Source organism: Staphylococcus sp. HMSC62D11 (assembly GCF_001839145.1).
GTDB lineage: Bacteria > Bacillota > Bacilli > Staphylococcales > Staphylococcaceae > Staphylococcus > Staphylococcus lugdunensis.
Window position 1 is genome coordinate 112,112 of record NZ_KV840184.1, and the last position, 18,919, is coordinate 131,030.

The 18,919-nt window shown below is 32.9% G+C and carries 19 protein-coding genes; 1 reads left to right on the top strand and 18 read right to left on the bottom strand.

Annotated features, from left to right (window positions below; translation table 11 throughout):
- Nucleotides 1–68: 68 nt before the first annotated feature.
- From HMPREF3267_RS03490 to HMPREF3267_RS03550, 13 genes are all read right to left on the bottom strand, one after another.
- Complete coding sequence (locus HMPREF3267_RS03490; protein ID WP_002459007.1) at nucleotides 69–2,150, bottom strand: peptidoglycan D,D-transpeptidase FtsI family protein; 2,082 nt, start codon at nucleotides 2,148–2,150, stop codon at nucleotides 69–71.
- 118 nt (nucleotides 2,151–2,268) lie between these two features.
- Nucleotides 2,269–2,871, bottom strand: a complete 603-nt coding sequence (locus HMPREF3267_RS03495; protein ID WP_002459006.1) for a superoxide dismutase — start codon at nucleotides 2,869–2,871, stop codon at nucleotides 2,269–2,271.
- A 225-nt stretch (nucleotides 2,872–3,096) separates the two neighbouring features.
- Entirely contained in the window at nucleotides 3,097–3,516 is a 420-nt protein-coding gene (locus HMPREF3267_RS03500; RefSeq protein ID WP_002459005.1) for a Fur family transcriptional regulator, read from the bottom strand.
- A gap of 2 nt (nucleotides 3,517–3,518) precedes the next feature.
- The gene (locus tag HMPREF3267_RS03505) at nucleotides 3,519–4,358 is read right to left on the bottom strand and encodes a metal ABC transporter permease (RefSeq protein WP_002478125.1); all 840 of its coding nucleotides are present in this window, start codon (nucleotides 4,356–4,358) and stop codon (nucleotides 3,519–3,521) included.
- A 78-nt stretch (nucleotides 4,359–4,436) separates the two neighbouring features.
- Nucleotides 4,437–5,213, bottom strand: coding sequence for a metal ABC transporter ATP-binding protein (locus tag HMPREF3267_RS03510; RefSeq protein ID WP_002478124.1), 777 nt, complete (start codon nucleotides 5,211–5,213; stop codon nucleotides 4,437–4,439).
- A gap of 111 nt (nucleotides 5,214–5,324) precedes the next feature.
- Nucleotides 5,325–6,215 (bottom strand): deoxyribonuclease IV, encoded by an 891-nt coding sequence (locus HMPREF3267_RS03515; RefSeq protein WP_002478123.1) that lies wholly within the window; start codon nucleotides 6,213–6,215, stop codon nucleotides 5,325–5,327.
- A gap of 9 nt (nucleotides 6,216–6,224) precedes the next feature.
- Nucleotides 6,225–7,568, bottom strand: a complete 1,344-nt coding sequence (locus tag HMPREF3267_RS03520; protein ID WP_062077677.1) for a DEAD/DEAH box helicase — start codon at nucleotides 7,566–7,568, stop codon at nucleotides 6,225–6,227.
- A 36-nt stretch (nucleotides 7,569–7,604) separates the two neighbouring features.
- Nucleotides 7,605–8,705: a Nif3-like dinuclear metal center hexameric protein gene (locus tag HMPREF3267_RS03525; RefSeq protein WP_070823833.1), complete on the bottom strand. Its 1,101-nt coding sequence runs from the start codon at nucleotides 8,703–8,705 to the stop codon at nucleotides 7,605–7,607.
- Nucleotides 8,695–9,384: a tRNA (adenine(22)-N(1))-methyltransferase gene (locus HMPREF3267_RS03530; RefSeq protein WP_062077680.1), complete on the bottom strand. Its 690-nt coding sequence runs from the start codon at nucleotides 9,382–9,384 to the stop codon at nucleotides 8,695–8,697. The genes HMPREF3267_RS03525 and HMPREF3267_RS03530 overlap by 11 nt, the downstream gene beginning before the upstream one ends.
- A gap of 69 nt (nucleotides 9,385–9,453) precedes the next feature.
- The gene (gene rpoD / locus HMPREF3267_RS03535) at nucleotides 9,454–10,560 is read right to left on the bottom strand and encodes an RNA polymerase sigma factor RpoD (protein ID WP_002458998.1); all 1,107 of its coding nucleotides are present in this window, start codon (nucleotides 10,558–10,560) and stop codon (nucleotides 9,454–9,456) included.
- 292 nt (nucleotides 10,561–10,852) lie between these two features.
- Nucleotides 10,853–12,667, bottom strand: coding sequence for a DNA primase (gene dnaG / locus HMPREF3267_RS03540; protein WP_002478118.1), 1,815 nt, complete (start codon nucleotides 12,665–12,667; stop codon nucleotides 10,853–10,855).
- 60 nt (nucleotides 12,668–12,727) lie between these two features.
- Nucleotides 12,728–13,546 carry a pyruvate, water dikinase regulatory protein gene (locus HMPREF3267_RS03545; RefSeq protein ID WP_002458996.1) on the bottom strand — a complete coding sequence of 273 codons (819 nt, stop codon included), beginning with the start codon at nucleotides 13,544–13,546 and terminating at the stop codon, nucleotides 12,728–12,730.
- 13 nt (nucleotides 13,547–13,559) lie between these two features.
- Nucleotides 13,560–14,183: a transcriptional regulator CcpN gene (locus HMPREF3267_RS03550; protein WP_014533295.1), complete on the bottom strand. Its 624-nt coding sequence runs from the start codon at nucleotides 14,181–14,183 to the stop codon at nucleotides 13,560–13,562.
- A gap of 323 nt (nucleotides 14,184–14,506) precedes the next feature.
- Between HMPREF3267_RS03550 and HMPREF3267_RS03555 the strand changes: the two genes are divergently transcribed.
- Nucleotides 14,507–15,898: a glycine--tRNA ligase gene (locus HMPREF3267_RS03555; protein ID WP_002478117.1), complete on the top strand. Its 1,392-nt coding sequence runs from the start codon at nucleotides 14,507–14,509 to the stop codon at nucleotides 15,896–15,898.
- A 119-nt stretch (nucleotides 15,899–16,017) separates the two neighbouring features.
- Here HMPREF3267_RS03555 and recO read toward each other — a convergent pair whose 3' ends face one another.
- From recO to ybeY, 5 genes are read right to left on the bottom strand one after another with little or no spacing between them, the layout of a single operon-like run.
- Nucleotides 16,018–16,773, bottom strand: a complete 756-nt coding sequence (gene recO, locus HMPREF3267_RS03560; protein WP_002458993.1) for a DNA repair protein RecO — start codon at nucleotides 16,771–16,773, stop codon at nucleotides 16,018–16,020.
- A 20-nt stretch (nucleotides 16,774–16,793) separates the two neighbouring features.
- Entirely contained in the window at nucleotides 16,794–17,693 is a 900-nt protein-coding gene (gene era, locus HMPREF3267_RS03565) for a GTPase Era (RefSeq protein WP_002458992.1), read from the bottom strand.
- Nucleotides 17,693–18,100 carry a cytidine deaminase gene (cdd, locus tag HMPREF3267_RS03570; RefSeq protein WP_002458991.1) on the bottom strand — a complete coding sequence of 136 codons (408 nt, stop codon included), beginning with the start codon at nucleotides 18,098–18,100 and terminating at the stop codon, nucleotides 17,693–17,695. Before cdd ends, era begins: the two co-directional genes overlap by 1 nt.
- A gap of 14 nt (nucleotides 18,101–18,114) precedes the next feature.
- Nucleotides 18,115–18,462: a diacylglycerol kinase family protein gene (locus tag HMPREF3267_RS12250; protein WP_080513643.1), complete on the bottom strand. Its 348-nt coding sequence runs from the start codon at nucleotides 18,460–18,462 to the stop codon at nucleotides 18,115–18,117.
- A complete protein-coding gene (gene ybeY / locus HMPREF3267_RS03575) occupies nucleotides 18,458–18,919 on the bottom strand; it encodes an rRNA maturation RNase YbeY (protein ID WP_002458989.1) in 462 nt (153 codons plus the stop codon). Before ybeY ends, HMPREF3267_RS12250 begins: the two co-directional genes overlap by 5 nt.

Sequence of the window (18,919 nt, forward strand, 5' to 3'; positions counted from 1 at the left end):
GTCTTAAGTGGATTGTTGATGTATTAGACGGCTATTATTGTTAGCTTAAACCTATATACATTTTGATGTTAATCTGTTTCATTATTACCATCGTTATCCTTTTTATCGGCATGATCTTTAAAATAGTAATTAATAATATCTCTTCCTAAATCGCCACCGTTTAACCATGGTGGTGGCACCGGTTGATTTGTATAAACGATAGAAAATGCTAATTGTGGATTATCTATCGGTGCATATCCAATATATGTTGAATTAACACGTGATTCGCCATTTTGGAAGACTTCAGCTGTACCTGTTTTTCCTGCAGAAGGCACAGTGGTTTTATGGAAACTTGCATATCCAGTACCGTCTTGTTTATTAAAGGCCATTTTAAAGCCTGCTTTAACTTCATCAAGTTGATCTTGTGTATTATTGACTCTATTTAATACGTTACCCTTAATTTTTTTCTTAAGTGGTCCTAACTCATCGGTATTTGTAGAATCATGTATTGCAAGACCGATATGAGGTTGTATGCGATATCCGTTATTAGCAATTGTAGACACATATTGCGACAATTGTATTGGCGTATAGGTATCGTATTGTCCTATCGCTAAGTCTAAATAATTACCAGGATTATTTGTCAATGGTGCCGTTTGACCTGCAGTTTCGTTTGGTAAATCAATGCCAGTTTTTACTCCTAAGCCTACTTGATTAAGGCCTTTACGAAGTTTTTGCCCCGCTGCTGAGATATCGGTTGGTAATGTCATGCCAGATGAATATGGATCTCCAGCTAATTTTAATGCAGTTTTAAACATATATACGTTCGATGAATGCATTAAGGCTTCTTTGTCATTGATTGTAATACGATTATTTTTATTAAAATAAGAGCGTTTAGTGAGTCCGCCTCTGAAATGTAGTGGTTCGTCTACCATTTCTTCACCAACTTTTATGGCGTTATTTTGATATCCAGCAAGTAGTGTGCCACCCTTCACTGATGACCCAACTGCGAACTGTGCTGTGAAGTTACCAATGTCATAGTCAGTTAGCTTACCATTTTTATCAATTTGTTTACCAGCCATTGCTAAGATATCACCGTTTTTAGGGTTTTGAACAACAATCATAGCGTTATCCATATCTTTTGCACCCTGACTTCTTAATTTATTAATTTGCTTTTCTAATAACTCCTCAGCTTTTTTCTGTAAATCTATGTCTATAGTTAGTTGTAAATCATGACCACGTGCACCTGGATTGATTACTTCAGAATTAATAACACGTCCTGATTTATCGGTCGTATATTTCATTTCTTTTTTCTTACCACGTAACACATCTTCATATTGATATTCCAAATATGACTTGCCCACACGATCATTTCTAGAATAGCCTTTAGCAAGATATTGTTCCGTTAATTCTTTAGGTACACCTTCAGCAGGTGTAGAAACATTACCAAAAATACCTCTTAGGCTATCACCATAAGGATATTTACGATCCCAATCCATAGTTGTATTAATGCCAGGTAATTTATTTAACTGTTGAGATACGGCTGCATATTCTTTTTCTGAAACATCTTTATTTTTAATCATTTGTGGGTCTAAAGTTGAACCAGCTGACATTTCTCTATAGATTGCTAGTACTTGCAAATCATCTTTAGAGAATGAATTTAATTGCTTTTTACTTATTTTATTATGAAGTGCTTCATCGTATTGATCTTGAGTAATACTACCATCATCAATTAAGTTTTGTTCTTTTGTCATCATTTGCTGGGCTTGTTTCGGATGAAGTTGTATCCAAAAGTCTTGTTTGTCTCTAGTTGTTATTTTATCTGTATCCATATGAATTAATTTGGCTAACTTTTTAGCCGTGTCTAACATTTCTTGTTGGGATGTTTTCTTAGATCTCGTATATGTAATAGCCATTTTTGAAGCATTATCTACAAGCACTTTGCCGTTTCGATCTAATATACGTCCCCGTGGTACAGATTCATTTACAGTGATATTTTCGTTATCTTTGATTTCTTGTTTGTAATGTGAGCCTTGTGCGATTTGCAAGTATCCTAATCTGAGTACAATTATTACAAAAATAAAGACAATGAGTCCGAATATAAAATTAATGCGGTGATTCATTGTATTTCTTATTTTTTCATCGTTTGATTTTTCCTTTAACCTTTTAAGCAAAATAACCTACCTCTATTCAACTTCTCTACTATCAAATGATATATGAAATCGCGAGATATTTCTATTATTTTGGTAAAAAAATAACGGTCTCGATAGCGAGACCGTGATATGTGACTAATTATTTTTGAGCTTCATTATATAATTCGTCAACTTTTTCCCAATTTATCACATTCCAAAATGCACTAATATAATCAGGACGTTTATTTTGATATTTTAAGTAGTATGCGTGTTCCCATACATCTATACATAAGATAGGTGTTTTTCCTTCAGTTAATGGGTTGTCTTGGTTAGGCGTTGTAACAATTTCTAATTTACCGTTATTTACAACTAACCATGCCCAACCTGAACCAAAACGACCTGCAGCTTTGTCAGCGAATTCTTTCTTGAATTCATCTAAAGAACCCCATTGTTCTTTAATTTTATCAACTACAGTACCTTTTTCTTCAGAATTAGGAGTTAAAAATTCCCAGAATAGTGAATGGTTTAAGTGTCCACCACCATTATTACGTACAGCTGTTTGAATGTTTTCAGGAACGCTATCTAAATTGGCAATAATTTCCTCAATAGATTTAGACTCTAAGTCTGTACCTTCAACTGCAGAATTTAATTTAGTCACATACGTATTATGATGTTTATCATGATGGATTTCCATTGTTTCTTTATCAATATGTGGTTCTAATGCATCTGCTTCATATGGTAATTTTGGTAATTCAAAAGCCATTATTAATCATCCTCCTAAATATGTTCTAACTCATAATAACAAGTAATCTGGGATACAACAAAGTATTTGCTTATCCATATACTATATTATTATTCTTACTATATTACTATAGCGCATTTGAAATTATTTTAAACATAAAACTAATATAAATACTTAAATGGAAGGAAATTCAGACTATTGACCTATATTTAAACATTTATTGGTATAAATATGATTGATGAAAAGTTAATGTGATTTATGTTGACAAGACTCACATGTACCATATATTTCAAGTTTATGCGTGTGGATATCAACGTTTGGTAAAAATTGTTTAACTTCATCAATTGGGCAATATTCAATGATTTTAGTATCACCACATTGTTCACAAATAAAATGGTGATGGTGGTGATTTGTACATGCAATTCTAAATTTCATTTCTCCGTCTAGTTCTGTACTTTCAATGATTCCTAAATCTTTAAATAAATGTAAGTTTCTATAGACAGTATCAAAAGAAATTCCAGGATAATGTTGATCTAATTGTTGTTGGATATGCTTTGCGTTAATATATTTATCTTTTTCAACAAAAATATCAAGCATGTGTTTTCTCTTATCTGTATATTTTAAACCATTATCTTTAAGGATTTTAATAGCATCATTTGTATTCATAATTAAACACCCTTTTTAAAATTTACTTTTTGTAGTAGCATAGTTAATCCTAGCATTATCACTAATAAAGCAACGATAACACCGCCAGGAGAAATGTTCATATAAAATGCTAATACTAAACCTAATACAACTGACAATTCCCCTAGTATAATACTACTGATGATAAGTTGTTTAAAGCCATTTGTAATTCTCATAGAAATTGCAATAGGCAAAGTGATTAATGCACTTACTAATAAAATACCAACTACGCGCATGGATGCTGAGATTACCATAGCCACAATAATAATAAATAAGAATTGTATCCATTTTGGAATGCCGATAACGGTAGCATATTCTTCATCAAATGATAGGATAAACATTTCTTTGTAAAATAGCATGACAAAGCTGAATACAATTATAGTAATAATAATAATTGTCACTAAATCACTTAAACTTACTGCGCTAATCGATCCAAAGAGTAATCCAACTATTTCTTGATTAAAACCATCTGCCAAAGATATAAATATGGCACTTAAAGCGATACCTGCACTCATAATTATTGGGATAGCTATTTCTTGATAATTTGTATAAGAAGTACGTAATTTTTCAATAAGTAAGGCACCTATGATTGCAAAAAGTATGCCAAACCACATTGGATTTATGATAATGAGCGCAGGAAAAACGGTTAGTATAAACATGCCAAAAGATATTCCGCCTAAAGTGACATGACTTAAAGCATCAGCAATAAGGGATAATCTACGAACCACAATAAATGCGCCGATCAATGGGGCAATAAAACCTATTAAAAGTCCGCTAATCAATGAGTATCTCATAAAATCAAAGTTTAATAATGCATCGATCAAAAGTAAACACCTCTAATCAAACTTGTGTGATAACGATATACATTTAATAACATAATCTGACTCCTAGTGATATTAGTATTATGATTTTTGACAACATTGTCGGTTATGTTGATGGTCAACAAATTGTATTGGGTGACCATAAATTTTAGAAATTTCGACTTCATCCAAAGATTTAAACGCTTCTGTTGTACCATGAAAATGAAGATGTTTATTTAAACAAGCCACTGTTGTTGCAGTATCTGCTACAACGCCTATATCATGTGTAACTAAAATGATAGTGATGCCTTCTCTCTTTAATGTTTCTAATGTTTCATAAAATTCACTAACATGTTTAGCATCAATGCCATTAGTGGGCTCATCCAATACAAGTACACTAGGGTTAGATATTAGTGCACGTGCAATAAGGACGCGTTGTTGTTGACCGCCAGAAAGTTTGGCAATATTTTTATGCATTAAATGACTAATATTCAATTTGTTTAAGACATGTTCTACTTGTTGATAATCGTTTTTATTAAAGTGTTGAAAAAGTCGCTTTGTTTTCGTTAAGCCACTCATAACGACTTCTCTTACACTTGCAGGAAATCCTGCATTAAAAGCAATTGCTTTTTGTGATACATAGCTTATTTTTAATGATGACTTTTTCTTTTTATATTGTTGCCCATCTACATAAATGTCGCCAGTTTGCAATGGCAATAATCCGAGGATAATCTTTAACAACGTTGACTTCCCGGCACCATTTGGACCGACAATTGCTAAAAAGTCACCTTTATTTATTTTAATATTAATATTTTCAAGAACTTGCTTATGATCATAATAATAATTAATATTTCTCAATTCAAATACTGGTGTTGACATCTTTTTCACCCCGCAATTTACTATACATATATTTATAAAATTTGTAAATAGTAACCTTTACGATAGAATTGCAAAAACTGAGACTTTATCAAAATCTCAGTTTTTAAATAGTTATTGCGTTAGCAATTTATCTTTGAGTTGTGGATCAAATTGTTGTGCTTTTAGCATCTCAATTTCAAGCTTGTAAGGTGCTTTTTTATTTTTCTTATCTTCACCTACAAAAGGTGTTTCAAGAATTTTAGGTATATCTTTAAAAGCATCATGATGGACAATATAATTTAATGCATCAAAGCCAATGTATCCAAATCCAATATTTTCATGACGATCCTTATGTGCACCACGTTCATTTTTACTATCATTGACGTGAACAACCTTGATGCGATCAACACCAATTATTTTGTCAAATTCATTTAAAACACCGTCAAAATCTTCTTTAACATTATATCCAGCATCATGAGTATGACATGTATCAAAACAAATAGATAAACGTTCATTGTTGTTTACACCATCAATAATGCGTGCAATCTCTTCAAAAGAGCGTCCAACTTCAGAGCCTTTTCCTGCCATTGTTTCAAGTGCGATACGAACGTCATTATCATTCGTTAGTACTTCATTCAAACCTTCAATAATACGTTTAATACCGGCATCTGCACCAGCACCAACATGTGAACCAGGGTGTAAGACGATATCTTTAGCTCCTATCGCTTGAGTACGTTCAATTTCATTTTGTAAAAAATTGACGCCTAATTCGAAAACTTCTGGTTTTGTAGTATTAGCGATATTAATAATGTAAGGCGCATGTACTACAATATTTGATAGGCCATAGGATTTCATTGCTTCATGACCTTTTGCGATATTTAAATCTTCTATCTTTTTTCTACGTGTATTTTGTGGCGCACCGGTATAAATCATGAATGTTGATTCTCCGTAACTATGCGCATCCTCAGCAGCACCTTGTAACATTTTTTTACCACTCATTGACACATGAGATCCTAATAGCATAACTATCACCTAACCTTTTTTGTTTTTTCTATTCTGTCTATTTTGTCGTTTGCTATATTGTTTTCTTTCTTGACGCTTCATTTGTTCAACCTGTTGTTTAAATTTCTTTTTATAGCCAGGCTTCACTTTATTTTTAGATTTACTACGTACTTTTTGCTTTACTTCATTAGTTAAGTGGTCGTCTTTACGTTCGCGCTTTTTCCGTGTATTGAATGATTTCACTGGTTGTAATTCATTGTTTTTGATATCGACCGTTTCAAATTGATAACCTTTGTCCTCAATTAATGAAATATTATGTTCATCATCAGGACTATATAGTGTAATAGCTACGCCTCTATAATTACCTCGACCTGTTCTTCCAACTCGATGTGTGAAGAAATCGATATCATTTGGTACATCAAAATTGATAACATGGCTCACACCTTCAATATCGATTCCACGAGAAGCTAAATCACTTGCAATAACAAATTGGAAGTCTAAATTGCGAATGCGTTTCATTTGCTGTTTACGTTCACGCGGTGTTAAACCTCCATGTATCATGCCGACTTTGATGCCAGATGCATTTAGAGAGTCTGCTAATTCATTAGCATTTTCACGACTATTGCAGAAAATAATACATAAATAAGGATTTAAAATATCAATTAATTGTAATGTTTTTTCAACTTTAGCTGTACCTTTTGTTGGAATAAGATAGAATTCGATATTTTTCTTATTTTGAGATTGATTATCGACAACTATGAACTCTGGTTGATTTAGATATTTGTTTAAAAATGGATGCAGTGATTTAGGTATAGTTGCGCTAAAGACTGCAATATTTGACGTATCATTTAGACGCGCTGCAATTTGATCTACTTGATCTATTAATCCTAAATCAATCATTAAATCTGCTTCATCGATAATTAAGTACGAAGCTAAATGAACATGTAAATGACCACTCATTGCTAAATCATTAATCCGTGTAGGTGTACCAATGATGAATTGTGGTTGTATATGCGTACGTTGTTTGTCTTTTTCAATGTCAGTTCCCCCGATAAACAATGAAACCTTAACGTTTGATTTGAATTGTGCCAAATGCTGAGTAGCCTGATAAAGTTGTTGAGCTAGTTCTCTGGTTGGTGCAACCACTATCACTTGAGGCTCTTTAAGATCTATGTCAATTAAATGCATGAGTGGCAATAAAAAAGCGTGTGATTTACCTGTACCAGTTTGAGATTGTCCGATTAAATTTGTTCTTTTTAATATTTTAGGAATAATACGATTTTGTATTTCCGTAGGCTTTTCAAAATTTAAATCTTTAATCGCATCTAGCATGGTTGATTCTAAATTAAATGTTTCAAATGGATGCTTGGACATGAAAATGCCTCCTAATTTATGTTTATTTTACTATGATTAATAGTATTGAAATGGATCAGTATTGATAGAAGAAGATGCTATTGTTATATCAGCTTCATGATCAGTTAACCAATCAGATAATAGCTGTTTCAAACCATCTTTCATGACGTATTCACTATAATGGTTGATATCTAAAATATTCATGCCTTCTGTTTTTGCATCGAGCGCATCATGATGTTTAACATCTCCAGTTACAAAAATATCTGCTCCTCTTTGAAATGCTACGTGCTCAAAGCCGATACCTGAGCCGCCAATGATTGCAACTCGACTAATTGTTATATCAGGTTTTCCAGCATAACGCAAGCTTGGAATAGCTAGAGTGGATTTTGTTTCTTGAATAAAATCTTTAACATTTTGAGGTGTTGCTAAATTTCCAATCATTCCTAAACCGCTATCAGCTTCTTTTGATAGTTCAATAAAATCATAAACTGGTGTTTCATAAGGATGATACTGTTGAATTAAATGTTCTGCAAGTTTACGTTGTTGTGATTGAATCATAAATTCAAGCTTAACTTCATTCACATATTCAATGTGAACTATTTTACCGATAAAAGGATTAGCTTCACCTACTGGTTTAAACTGTCCCGTACCTTTACTTTCAAAAAAACAATATTCATAGTTGCCTTCTTGTGCTAATCCAGCTTTACTAATTTGGCGTTTAAATTGTTCCAAATGTTCTTCGGGAATAAATGTTTGAACTTTGTAATATGTTGTAGTTTGAGGCACTAATATTTCAGTATCTTGCAATTTTAATTTGGTAGCTAGCATAGCGTTGACACCTTTGTAATAGTGATCTAAATTAGTGTGTAACGCGATAACTTGGATATCGTGTTGAATTATTTTACGTATCAACCGTCCATAACCGTCATCTGTAATGGATGTCAGTCCTTTAAAGATTAAAGGATGATGACATATAATAGTGTTGATTTCTTTTGTTAATGCTTCTTCAACCACTTCATTTGTGCAATCTAACGCAGTTAAAATTCCAGTCATCTTTGTATGTTTGTCACCAATTAATAAGCCAACATTATCCCATGATTCGGCAGTTTTTAAAGGGACATGTTTTTCAATTATTTGCATTAATTCATCAATTTTCATTGGCTAACACCTCTTCAATCAACTCGACTTCAAGAGAGACCTCTTGAAGTCTCTCCTGATGTGTCGTTGGATTTAACTGTTTTTTTATATGTTTTAGTGCAGTAAGTTCATGATGCCACTTCGAAAAGAAAATATCATTTTTATTGCGCAATAAGATGGGACCAAATTTAAGTTCGTATTTAGTATATTGTGGTTTCTCATTGCTATACTTTGCGACAACAATTTCGTAAATATGACCTTTTTCTATCAAAATTTCTTCCGCAATAATAGTAAAGTTTAAATTTACTAGCGTTTTACGCAACGTCTCAGTTTGAATATTACTTTGAAGGATAAGTCGTGTTTGTTTTGATAATTTTGCCTGGCCTTCAGTTAATATTTTAGCAATGAGCGGTCCACCCATGCCACAAATTGATATTGAATCAATTACGTCATTATCATAAATAACTGCTAAGCCGTCGCCTAATCGAACATCTATTTGTTGTGTTAAGTGATGTGCATGGACATTTTGTTTAGCTGCCTTAAACGGTCCTTCGATAACTTCTCCTGCTATTGCGTTATTACATAAATGATGTTGAACTGCATAGATGGGTAAATAAGCATGATCTGAACCAATGTCAGCCAAAACGCCTGGTTGAATATATTTGCTAACAGTTTGCAATCTTTTATTTAGTGATATCATTGATTTCTCCTTTATGTAAAAGAGGCTGAGACATCTTATATTGTCTCAGCCGAATAAAGCGGATATGATTTAGTCCATAAAGTCTTTTAAGCGTTTGCTTCGACTTGGATGTCTAAGTTTTCTCAAAGCTTTTGCCTCTATTTGACGAATACGTTCTCTTGTTACACCAAATACTTTACCAACTTCTTCTAAAGTGCGTGTTCGTCCATCGTCTAAACCGAATCTTAAGCGCAGTACATTTTCTTCTCTATCAGTTAATGTATCCAACACATCTTCGAGCTGTTCCTTAAGCAATTCATAAGCTGCATGGTCAGAAGGACTTTGAGCTTCTTGGTCTTCAATAAAATCACCAAGATGACTATCATCTTCTTCACCGATTGGCGTTTCTAAAGACACTGGTTCTTGAGCAATTTTTAGTATTTCTCGAACTTTTTCAGGAGGTAGGTCCATTTCTTCACCAATTTCTTCAGGTGCAGGATCTCGTCCTAAATCTTGAAGTAATTGACGTTGAACGCGGATTAATTTATTAATCGTTTCTACCATATGCACTGGGATACGAATTGTACGTGCTTGGTCAGCAATTGCACGAGTAATTGCTTGTCTAATCCACCACGTTGCATAAGTTGAGAATTTAAACCCTTTATTGAAGTCAAACTTCTCCACAGCTTTAATTAGTCCCATGTTGCCTTCTTGAATTAAGTCAAGGAATAACATGCCTCGTCCTACATATCTTTTAGCTATGCTTACCACAAGTCTTAAGTTTGCTTCAGCTAAACGTGATTTAGCAATTTCATCGCCTTGTTCAATACGTTTTGCTAATTCAATTTCTTCTTGTGCATTAAGAAGGTTAACACGTCCAATTTCTTTTAAGTACATGCGGACAGGATCATTTATTTTAACGCCTGGAGGTGCACTTAAATCATTTGGATTAAGTTTTTCATCGGTATCTGAACTATCTTTTTCGTTTACTAGTGAAATGTCATTATCATTCAATTGATCAAAAAATTCATCCATTTGATCGGTGTCCATATCGAAGTTTTGCATTTTTTCTGCAATTTCTTCATGGCTCAAATGGCCTTCTTTTTTACCTTTTTCAAGCAATTGTTTTTTTACATCTTCTAAAGTTAAAGTAGGATCAATTGTTTGCTTTTTAATTTTTACTTTGTTATCAGACATGAAAAGGCCTCCCGAAAATAATATAAGCTTTCAATAGCGATATTTAATTATATAACAAACTTATATAATGTCGATAGTATAATTAAAAATTCATAACAATTACGCACAAGTATTGTCGTTATTTTTATTTACTACGTTATAATCATTTTGAATTAATAGACAAATATCAATCACAGACTATATTTACCCATTAAAAGCGCATAATAACCATTATACAATATAAACCTTAAAATAGAAACAGTCTGTGCACTAATATTATTATGTTTTGAAATACTTATCATTTGTTACATCATCACATTCGTTGTTGATTTTTTTGAACAATCATTTGTAAATAGTATTTAACCATATCAATATCGCCGGTACGCTGCGCTTCGTTTAACTTGTGATTTAAGATTTCAATCGAATCTTCATCATTATTTTCCATTAAGGTCGCGATATAGTCTTCAATTTCATGGTCAAAAGGCTCTAAATTTAAATCATAATTATCTAGTGAAATCATCATTTCTCTCAAATCACTAGAATCTGTATATTGAATGAAATCGCTGATATGATAATTGTCATTTTCAGCATAAAAATCTTTTAATATCTCAAATATTTGTTTGAAAGAGGGATTAGAAAAAAGTTGACTATTGATATTTGCTGCATAATTTAAAAATGTATCTTTATCATTCATAAAATGTTTTAGTAAGCCACGCTCTGCTTTTTCACGTTTATTTAAATGATTAAAATTGTCTATTTGAGGCGCATGCATAGGCTGATTATCATGAAAATATGCACCAGAATAATAGTTATCGTAATCATATTCAGTAATTGAATGAGATTGTTGAGCTATTTCATTATTTAAACGATTTGCCTCAATATTAAACACACCAGCTACATCTTGAACAATTTTGTTTTTCAGAATATTTGATTGTACAAATGCGACATCTTGTATAGCTTCCTTCAAATATCGTTCGTAGGCTAAATCATTATGTTGTATTTCGTCTTGTTTCGTCTTGTATTTAAAGACAATAAAAGATTTCTTTTCAGTAGCTACAAAATTCAAAAATTCCTCTTTACCATATTTCACTATATATTCATCTGGATCCATATCATTTGGTAACTGTATAATATAAACATTAAGTCCTTGTTGTAATAATACTTGGCCTGTTTTAAGTGCAGCTTCTCTACCAGCAAAGTCGCCATCAAACATAAGGGTAACATTGCTGGTTAATTTTTTTAAAAATGTTATATGCTCTTGTGATAGAGCTGTTCCCATGCTGGCAACTACGTGTTTTAATCCTGCAGCGTCTGACTTAATGACATCCATAAATCCTTCTAAGAGAATAACTTCATCATTTTTACGTATACGTTTTCTAGCATAATCAAGATTATATAATAACCTTCTCTTTTGGAATATAGGTGTTTCAGGACTGTTTAAATATTTGGGCTCTTGATTACGATAGGTTCTGCCTGAATAGCCTACAATACGTCCTTGTGCATTGTTTAATGGAAACATGATGCGGTCTCTAAAGCGATCATAGTAGCTAAAGTTTTCTTCATTTCTGGACAGTAGCCCTGCTTCGTATGCAAGTTCAATATCATAGTCATTCTTTGTTAAAAAATCTAAACAGAAGTGTGCATTATCTGGGGCATATCCTATGCCGCGTTGTTGAATTAACTCGTCGGTAAAACCGCGTTGTTTTAAATAGTTTAATGCTTCTTCCCCTTCAACTGTTTTTAATAAAGCATATTGATAATATGTTTGCATCAATTCGTGCATCTCTATCATTTTTAAGTCATCAGATGCGATTTGTGGTGTTTCTGAAGGTGTACCAATATCAACGTTTATATTGACACGTGCACCTAATTCTTTCACTGCTTCAACAAAAGAGATATCTTTTATATCTTGTGTAAATTGAAAGACATTTCCACCCTTTTTACAACCAAAGCAATGACAAATTTGCTTATCTTCAGAAACTGTAAATGAAGGTGTTTTTTCATCATGAAAAGGACACAAACCTATATAATTGCGCCCTCTTTTTTCTAATTTAACGTATTCACTTACCAAATCTAAGATATCAGTTTTTTCTTTTATTTCATTAATCACGGATTGTTCTATTCGCAATTTCGATCACCTATTACTTGTTAGTCGTCAAATTATAACGCTTTTTTGTTTCAAAAGATATTATTTTGATTGACGCTGTTCTATAAGTGCAATAACATCATTTGCAGTTTCCTCAATCGCCTTGTCAGAAACATCGATAACAGGACATCCTACCCGTGCAACAATGTCTTCGAAGTATTTAATTTCTTCTTTAATTCTAGCGTCGGTTGCATAACGTGCAGAATCTCCTAAGCCAAGTTGTTTTAAACGTTGCTTTCGAATACGATTTAATTTATCTTCACTAATTTTAAGTGCAATACATTTTGCAGGATCTATTTCAAATAGTGCATCAGGCGGTGTAACCTCTGGTACAATTGGCACATTCATTACTTTATAACTACGATGAGCAAGATATTGAGATAGCGGTGTTTTCGATGTTCTTGAAATACCTATGAGCACGATATCTGCTTTTGGCAAACCTTTTGGATCTTTACCATCATCATATTTTACAGCAAATTCAATCGCATCTATTTTTTTAAAATAAGCATCGTCCAATCGATGAACCATTCCAGGCTCATAATAAGGTGTTTGTTCAACTGACTCTGATAATATACTCATCAATGGACCCATAATATCAACAGACTGAATCTGTTTATCTTTAAGTTCTGCTTCCATATATTTGCGCATTTCAGGTTTAACTAATGTATAAACAATGATAGCCTTTGTGTCATGCGCAACTTGAATGACTTCATCAATATTTTCAAACGATTCGATATAAGGATATCTTAAAAATTCATTTTTGCATTGTTTAGGATTAAATTGAGACACACAAGCCCGTGCCACGAGTTCAGCTGTCTCTCCAATTGAATCTGAGGCAATAATAATCTTTATATTTTCCATTAATGTATACCACCTATTCTTTAAATAAAGATACAAAAAGTTTTGTTATTGTTGTTTTTGAAATACGACCCACAACTTCGTATTTATTATTGTCTTTTTTTCTAACTACAGGTAAAGCATCAATTTCTTTTTCTATCATTTGATTTGCAGCATATACGACTAATTCCGATTCCTCTAAATATGTGACGTTTGGCATTCTTGTCATATTGATACTAATCGGCATAGTATGTATATCCTCACCAATCATAGAAGCGCGTAATAAATCTTTGCGAGAACAAATGCCTATAAAATCATTATTGTTATTCACAATGAACAATGTGCTCGCATCTTCTAAGAAAATCGTGCAAATGGCATCGTAAACAGTCATATCTCCCTTTACTACAACTGGATGTGACATGTAATCTTTGACATTATATTGGCGCAATTGATCTTTAAATATTTTATTTTTAGATTTACCAGAATAAAAATAGCCAACGCGAGGTCGTGCTTCTAAAAAACCAGACATAGTTAAAATAGCTAAATCAGGTCTTAAAGTTGCTCGTGTAAGATTTAGGTGTTCAGCAATATGCTCACCAGTGATAGGTCCTTCATGCTTAACAATATCAATTATTTGCTCTTGCCTTTTACTAAGTTCTATAGGTCTTCACCCCTCTTAATTTCTATTATATTATAACTGTAAATGGTTGTTGCTACAAATACATATAAATACTTGCTTAAAAAAATACTTTCAATTAGAATGAACTTAAGCGAGTTAAGGACGGTGCAAGCTTAACGATGACATTGGCATAACAATTTGATAAGTAAAGAGAGTGGCTACACTAATTTGGGTGGAACCGCGGGTTAATATGTTAATAAACGAATATTTATTATTCGGTTAAAAATAATGACTCGTCCCAAAGATGGAGATATATTATATCAACGTCTTTGGGACGTTTTTGTGTACAAGGAGAGGATAAGCATATGGTAAAAGATATGGATACAATTGTTTCGTTAGCAAAGCACAGAGGGTTTGTATTCCCTGGCAGTGATATATACGGAGGGCTTTCAAATACATGGGATTATGGGCCTCTTGGTGTAGAATTAAAAAATAACGTTAAAAAAGCATGGTGGCAAAAATTTATTACACAATCACCTTATAACGTCGGGATTGATGCAGCGATTTTAATGAATCCTAAAACTTGGGAAGCTTCTGGACATTTAGGTAATTTTAATGACCCTATGATTGATAATAAAGATAGTAAAATTCGTTATCGTGCAGACAAACTAATTGAAGATTATATGCAACAACAAAAAGGAGACGAAAACTTTATTGCTGATGGCTTGAGTTTTGATGAAATGAAGCGCATTATCGATGAAGAAGGCATTGTTTGTCCTGTAAGTGGTACTGCAAATTGGACAGATATTCGTCAATTTAACCTTATGTTTAAAACTTTCCAAGGTGTAACAGAAGATTCAACAAATGAAATTTTCTTACGTCCAGAGACTGCGCAAGGTATTTTTGTTAATTACAAAAATGTGCAACGCTCTATGCGTAAAAAGTTGCCATTTGGTATTGGTCAAATAGGTAAATCATTCCGTAATGAAATTACACCAGGTAACTTTATTTTTAGAACAAGAGAATTTGAACAAATGGAATTAGAATTCTTCTGTAAGCCTGGCGAAGAAATCGAATGGCAGAACTATTGGAAAACTTTTGCTAGTCAGTGGTTAAAAGACTTAAATATTAGTGAAGAAAATATGCGTTTAAGAGACCATGATGAAGATGAGTTATCTCACTATTCTAACGCTACGACTGATATAGAATATAAATTCCCATTTGGTTGGGGTGAATTATGGGGTATTGCAAGCCGTACTGACTTCGACTTAAAACAACATAGTGAGCATTCAGGAGAAGATTTTAAATATCATGATCCTGAAACAAATGAGAAATATATTCCTTATTGTATCGAACCGTCTCTTGGTGCTGACCGTGTAACATTAGCGTTCTTGTGTGATGCCTATGATCAAGAAGGTGTTGAAGGCAGTAAAGACGCTCGTACGGTTCTTCATTTCCACCCTGCTTTAGCGCCGTATAAAGCAGCAGTGTTGCCATTGAGTAAAAAGCTTTCAGGAGAAGCGATTAAGATTTTTGAAGATTTAAGTTCAAAATTTGCTATTGATTTTGATGAATCCCAATCAATTGGTAAGCGATATCGTCGACAAGATGAAATTGGAACACCTTATTGTATTACATTTGACTTTGATTCATTAGAAGACAATCAAGTAACTGTTCGTGATCGTGATTCTATGGATCAAGTACGTATGCCGATTGCTGAATTAGAAGCATTTTTAACAGAAAAAGTTAAATTTTAAGATATACGTAAAGGTTAATACTTGCTAATTCTGTGCGCAATAGATTATCAATAGCTAAATAAAACCTCCCGTAAAAAGATTGTCTAGAAATGGACAACAGTTATGGGAGGTTTTAATAGTTATTTGGGTTCTAATCTATTGAGTTGATTAATTAATTTTTGACTTTTAAAAAATACACCAGCATATTCTCTATATAACATAATCATAAAGTCAGACATTTCGTTTATAATCTCTTGATGGATGCTAAGTTGATTCATTTTTTCAATGGGTAATTGTTGTAATATATTTAACAGGTACAAGGTTTTATTTGATATTAATAAGGCATGTGGATCTCGATAAGCTGCTTCTTGTGAAATAGCACCATGAAATTTAAAACTGTACCCTATTAAGTTAGACGGATTAGTTGAACCAGTTATGACACAATGGTTAAAGTTTGCGGAAAAGCCATATTTATGCATACATTTCAACATCGTAATTATCGACATTAGCTGTGCAGAAGTACCTGCAGTAATTTTTGTTAAAACAAAATGCAATAATTCATAATAATATTTTGAAATTTCTTGATCGTCCATGGCTTTGTCTATAATTTCAGCACTAAGTGATGCGTAGCTATGTGTGTATAAATCAAGCCTTAACTCGTAATGCTGATTTATAACATCAATAGAATTAAGGGTTCCCATTCCACGCCATTGGTTATAAATAAATAAGCCATACACAAATAATTGTGTATGAGCTTGAAAACCACTTTTGGCTTTTTTTGCACGACGTACCATTAAGGGTACTTTAGCGCCATGTTCATTAAGGATAGTAATTACTTTATCTGATTCACCATAATCCACAGACTTAATAATAATCCCTTTTTGTTTCATGAGCATAAATAACACCCACTCTCTGTTTAATCTTGGTCTTCAATATATCCAATTTGACGTATAAAATTCACTTTATTTCTCCAATCCTTTTGAACTTTTACCCACAATTCTAAATATACTTTGGAACCAAGTAACATTTCAATATCATGACGTGCACGTTTACCTACTTCTTTTAATTTTTTTCCACCTTTACCAATAACGATTCCTTTTTGAGAATCACGTTCAACATATATCGTTGCTTCAATGCGAACACGATCTTCATTTTCTTTAATCATTCTATCGACATTCACGCCAATAGCATGAGGGATTTCTTCGCTAGTTAAGTGTAATATTTTTTCACGAATGATTTCACTAACAACAAATTGTTCGGGATGGTCTGAAATTTGATCGTCAGGATAATACTTTGGTCCTTCTGGTAAATGGCTTTTAAGCACATCTATAAAATGGTCAACATTAAGTCCTTCTAATGCTGAAATAGGTACTATCTCAGTGAAGTTCATATATTTTTGATAAGCTTCGATACGTGGCATCAAAGAATCTGGATGTACTAAATCAATTTTATTTAATACTAAAAATACGGGTGTCTTCACATTACGTAGCATGTCCATGATATATTCATCACCACGTCCGATATCTTCGTTTACATTGACCATAAACATGATAGCATCAATTTCAGACAATGTATTTTTAGCCACGCGCATCATATAATCACCAAGCTTATGCTTTGGCTTATGAATACCTGGTGTATCGATAAAAATAATTTGCGCATCATCTCGCGTCATTACGCCTTGAATTTTATTACGCGTTGTTTGAGCTTTATCTGACATTATTGCTATTTTATGGCCAATCACTCTATTAACAAATGTTGATTTACCAACATTTGGTCGACCTATAATTGAAACAAAACCTGATTTATGTACTGTCATTAATTTTCTAAATCCTTTCCGGAAAATCCAAATGGTAACAATTCTGAAACTGAGGAAGCACGCATTTCACCTGTATTATTTGTCATATATATGGGCATATCATCATCACATAATTCTTTTAAAACTTGTCTACAAATACCACATGGCGATGTTGGTTTTATACTATTAACTGTCACAGTTATTGATTCAAAATCCCCAGGCTGATATCCAAGAGCGATTGCTGCGGCAAGACTGGATTGTTCTGCACAAATTGTTGCAGGATAAGATGCATTTTCAACATTGGCACCATAAAAGCCTCTGCCATCCTTAGTTTTCAAATAAGCGCCTACTTTAAATTGACTATAAGGCGTGTAAGCGTTACTTTGAGCTTTTTGAGCTTCTTCAAAATAATGTTGTTGATAACTCATTGTAACAAACTCCTTTACGAAAATATATGAGGAATAAAAATAATTAGTCCAGTAATAATAGCAAAGATAGATACTAGCATGACACTAAAAGCCGCGATATCTTTGGCGTACTTTGCAAACTCATGATAATCCAATGTTACTAAATCAACAACAAATTCTATAGCCGTATTCAGTGCTTCTAATGTTAAGACAAGAAATATGGATAATAGGATAAAAAGCCACTCATATCTGTTAAGTTGAAAGACAAATCCTAAAACAATAACAAGTATTGAAATGATAAGATGAAGTAAGAAATTATGGTCTTTAACAAGCAGTGCTTTAAAACCATTAAAGGCGTATCTAAAACGTTTAAACTCTTTAATCTCTCGTCAGTCCATATGCAGTTAATATTGTTTCTTGCCGACCAAACATTTTCTTTTCATCTTCTTCATTCATATGATCATAGCCTAATAAATGTAAAAATCCATGAAGAGCAAGAAAGCCTAACTCTCGTTCAAATGAATGACCATATGTCGTAGCTTGTTCTTGTGCTACATCTGTACATATAATAATATCACCTAGTACGCGAGGTATCTCCAAGCCTGTTATTTCAGGTTCATCCTCTTCCAAAGCAAAGGATATAACATCGGTTACTTTATCTTTATCTCGATATATTTTATTAATTTGTTGAATTTCTTCTTTATCTACAAATGTCACGGATAATTCTGCATCTTGTGTAATACCTTCTTGTTCTTTTGCAAAGTTAAGTAAATCGTCAATTTGTTGAAACCATGCTTCATCAACCATTTGCGTGTGGTCACTAAAATCTATGGTAAACAT